The sequence below is a fragment of the Mesorhizobium sp. M7A.F.Ca.ET.027.03.2.1 genome, from assembly GCF_003999175.1.
In the GTDB taxonomy this organism is placed as follows: domain Bacteria; phylum Pseudomonadota; class Alphaproteobacteria; order Rhizobiales; family Rhizobiaceae; genus Mesorhizobium.
Genome location: NZ_RZOM01000590.1, coordinates 1 through 3,840, shown reverse-complemented (window position 1 = coordinate 3,840; position 3,840 = coordinate 1). Strand labels below are relative to the sequence as shown.

At 64.5% G+C, this 3,840-nt stretch carries 5 protein-coding genes; all 5 read left to right on the top strand.

Going from position 1 to position 3,840, the window contains the following annotated elements; translation table 11 throughout:
* A partial coding sequence (locus tag EN750_RS22855; RefSeq protein WP_245482774.1) for a small ribosomal subunit Rsm22 family protein occupies positions 1–335 on the top strand: 335 nt, incomplete at its 5' end.
* Positions 336–476: 141 nt separating this feature from the next.
* A complete protein-coding gene (locus EN750_RS22850) occupies positions 477–1,190 on the top strand; it encodes a DUF1428 domain-containing protein (RefSeq protein WP_127397726.1) in 714 nt (237 codons plus the stop codon).
* Between the two features lie 46 nt (positions 1,191–1,236).
* On the top strand, positions 1,237–1,602 hold the full coding sequence (locus EN750_RS22845; protein WP_127397725.1) for a YciI family protein: 366 nt from the start codon (positions 1,237–1,239) through the stop codon (positions 1,600–1,602).
* Positions 1,599–2,828: an RNA polymerase sigma factor gene (locus EN750_RS22840; RefSeq protein ID WP_127397724.1), complete on the top strand. Its 1,230-nt coding sequence runs from the start codon at positions 1,599–1,601 to the stop codon at positions 2,826–2,828. The genes EN750_RS22845 and EN750_RS22840 overlap by 4 nt, the downstream gene beginning before the upstream one ends.
* A gap of 226 nt (positions 2,829–3,054) precedes the next feature.
* Positions 3,055–3,840: DnaB-like helicase N-terminal domain-containing protein (locus tag EN750_RS22835; protein WP_281062316.1), on the top strand; the 786-nt coding region annotated here is incomplete at its 3' end.

Below are 3,840 nucleotides of genomic sequence, written 5' to 3'. Positions count from 1 at the left end.
CGCCTTGCCCGCATCAGGCGCCCTGCCCGCTCGCCCCGCCCGATTGGTGCCACTTTTCCCGGCGCGTCGCCCGCTCGCGCCTGCACCGGCTGGCCAAGGACGCCGACGTGCCGTGGGAAGATGAGAAATTCATCTATGTCGCGGCTTCTCGCGACGGACTCACATCACACCAGGCGCGGGTTGTTGCGCCGCCGAAATCCGGTTCCGGCAAGGTTCTGCTCAAACTTTGCCGGGACGACGGCACCGCCGCCGAGCGCTTGTTCACCAAGCGCGACGGCGCCGACTTCAAGCTGGCCCGGCGGCTGGACTGGGGCGACAGGCTGGCTTCCGAATAGACAGCAGCAGCGTTTGCGACCGCCTCGAAGAAAAATTTCGAAGCGATGTCGAATCCAGGCCGTGCCGTTCGACCATTGGCGTTCTCGGACCTTTCGAGACGCCAAGAGTGTCAAACGGCATCAGCCAATAGGAGAAACGCAATGAGCTATATCGCAGGATTTGTCGCCGCGGTGCCCGCCGCCAACAAGGAAGCTTACCGCAGGCATGTCGCCGAGGTGGCATCGGTGCTGAAGGAGTTCGGCACCACCCGCATGGTCGAAGGATGGGGCGACGACGTGCCCGGCGGCAAGATCACCGACTTCAAGGGAGCCGTGAAGGCAAAGCCGGATGAAGTCATCACCTTTTCATGGCACGAATACGCGGACAAGGCGGCGGCGGACGCGGCCTATCAGACGATGATGAGCGACCCGCGCATGGCGGAGATCGGCGCTTCCATGCCCTTTGACGGCAAGCGCATGATCATCGGTGGCTTCACGCCCTTCATCGACCTGAACACGACCGGCAAGACGGGCTATATCGATGGCTCGCTGGTGCCGGTGCCGGCCGCCAACAAGCAGGCCTACCTTGCCGTAGCGACGAAGCAGGCCGCGGTGATCAAGGAACACGGCGCAACCCGCGTTGTCGAAGCGTGGGGCGACGATGTTCCCGACGGCGAGGTCACCGACTACCGTGGCGCCGTGAAAGCGACGGGCGACGAGGTCGTCGTCTATGCCTGGGTCGAATGGCCGTCGAAGCAGGTGCGCGACGGCGCCTGGAAAAAGGTGATTGCCGATCCGCGCATGTATGCCGACACCATGCCCTACGACAACCAGCGGCGGGTCCATGGTGGCTTTGCGCCGATCCTCGACGCCTGATCCCAAGAACCCTAGTTTTCGACAATCCCGGAAAAGGAAACCCACCATGCGCTACGCCTGTCTCATCTATTACCACCCCGAAATATTGTTCGGCGGCAGCCCGGAGGCCAATGCCGTGCTGGCCGAGTGCTCCGGATATGACGAGGTGCTCAAAGCCAGCGGCCACTTCGTAACCGCCGAGGCCCTAGTGCTGCCCGAGGAGGCAATGACCGTGCAGGTCCGCGACGGCAAGCTGTCGACCGTCGACGGCCCGTTCATGGAGACCAAGGAGATCCTGGGCGGCATCATCGTCATCGAGGCCCGCGATCTCAACGAGGCGGTGCGAGTGGCGAGCGGCCATCCACTGGCAACGATCGGCTTTGTCGAAGTTCGCCCAGTCGTCGACTTCAGCCAGCCGCCGCCGGTCCTGTGAGCACCACCAGCCCCCGCGATGCCCTGGAGGCGGCCTACCGCACCGAGGCGCGGCGCGTGCTGGCGACCTTGATCCGCCTGCTCGGCGGTTTCGACGCGGCGGAGGAGGCCTTGCATGAGGCCTTCACTGCTGCCGCCGAGCAATGGCCGCGCCAGGGTGTGCCGGCCAACCCCTATTCCTGGCTGGTCTCGGCCGGCCGCTTCAGGACCATCGACCGCTGGCGCCGGGAAGCGCGGCTGGCCGGGGCCCTTCCCGAGCTCACGGCTTTGGCCGAGCCGACGCCGGAACCAGCCATGCCGGAAGACATCCAGGACGATGAATTGCGGCTCATCTTCGTCTGCTGCCATCCGGCGCTGGCGCCGGATGGCAGCATCGCCCTGACCCTGCGCGAAGTGGGTGGTTTGACCACCGAAGAGATCGCCCGCGCCTATCTGACGCCTGCACCGACCATTGCGCAACGCATCGTGCGGGCCAAGGCGAAGATCCGGGACGAGGCGATCCCTTACGAGGTGCCCGACCGCGACGACCTGCCGGCGCGTCTCGAGAGTGCGCTGCAGGTGATCTACCTGATCTTCAACGAGGGTTACGCGGCAACCGAGGGGCCGAACCTGACGCGGGCCGATCTGTGCGCCGAGGCGATCCGGCTCGGCCGGCTGATGGTCAAACTGCTCGACCAGCCGGAGGCGCAAGGGCTGCTTGCCCTGATGCTGCTGCACGAGGCGCGGCGCGCGACGCGGGTCAATGCTAGCGGCGACCTTGTCCTGCTGGAGGATCAGGACCGCACGCTGTGGGACCGTTCGCTGATCGCCGAGGCCGACGGCCTGATCGGTCGGGCGATCGCCTCGCGCCGCATCGGACCGTATATCCTGCAGGCGGCCATTGCTTCCGTCCACGCCGAGGCGGCAGGCACGGCGGAGACCGACTGGGTACAGATCGTCGCGCTTTACGATGTGCTCGGCCGCGTCGACCCCTCACCGGTCGTGGCACTCAACCGCGCCGCGGCCATAGGCATGCGCGACGGCCCGCAGGCCGGACTGGCGGAAATCGAGGCGGTCATGGCACAAGGCGGGCTGGACGGCTACCATCTGGCGCACGCGGCGCGAGCAGACATGCAGCGCAGGCTTGGCTTGACCGAAGCGGCAAGGACCTCCTACCGGCGGGCAATCGAGTTGACCCGGCAACCGGCGGAACGCCGGTTCATCGAGGGGCGACTCGGTCAGCTTTGAGCGGGATGGCTGCACAGGGCACCATTCTTGTTTTCTCGTTTTGTTCTCCCTATAGATGCGCTACAGTCGTTCTTTCGATTCGAGTCAATTGTGATTCTTTCCACCGAAAAAACTCGGCTGTGAATCGCGGGTATCAAAGCTGATTGGACAGGCACTGGTGCAGATAAGACAGCATGGACTTGTCACGTTCTGATATCGAAAGGCCGGGATCGAAATCGGGGATATCATGGCAGAAGCAGCGCGAAAATTCGGCGTGGCGGAAACACCGCTTTATCGTGAAGCGCCCAACAACATCGAGGCCGAGCAAGCGCTGCTCGGCGCCATCCTCGTCAACAACGACGCCTTCTATCGCGTCTCGGACTTCCTCAAGGCCAGCCATTTCTACGAGCCGCTGCACCGCAAGATCTTCGAGGTGGCGTCCGAGTTCATCCGTATGGGCAAGGTCGCGACGCCGATTACGCTGAAAACCTTCCTGCCCGCCGACGAGAAGGTCGGCGACATGACGATGGCGCAATATGTCGTGCGGCTGGCGGTCGAGGCTGTGACCGTCGTCAACGCCACGGACTATGGCCGCGCCATCTATGACCTTGCGACGCGCCGCGCGTTGATCACGGTCGGCGAGGACATGGTCAACATCGCCTATGACGCGCCGGTCGACATGGCGCCCGGCGAACAGATCGAGGATGCCGAGCGGCGGCTGTTCGAGCTGGCCGAAAACGGCCGCTACGACGGCGGTTTCGAAAGCTTTTCCGATGCGTTGAAGAATGCCGTGGACATGGCCAGCGCGGCCTATATGCGCGATGGCCACCTGTCCGGCATTGCCACCGGCCTGCGCGATCTCGACCACCGCATGGGCGGCCTGCAGCCTTCGGATTTGATCATCATCGCCGGCCGTCCGGGCATGGGCAAGACGTCGCTGGCCACCAACATCGCCTACAACATCGCTGCCGCCTATGAGCCTGCCCAGCAGGCCGACGGCTCCGTCAAGGCGGCCAATGGCGGCGTCGTCGGC

What these genes read in the sequence shown, in the direction of transcription:
- EN750_RS22845 (WP_127397725.1), top strand. Translation starts at nt 1,237, where the DNA reads ATGCGCTACGCCTGTCTCATCTATTACCACCCCGAAATATTGTTCGGC.
- EN750_RS22850 (WP_127397726.1), top strand. Translation starts at nt 477, where the DNA reads ATGAGCTATATCGCAGGATTTGTCGCCGCGGTGCCCGCCGCCAACAAG.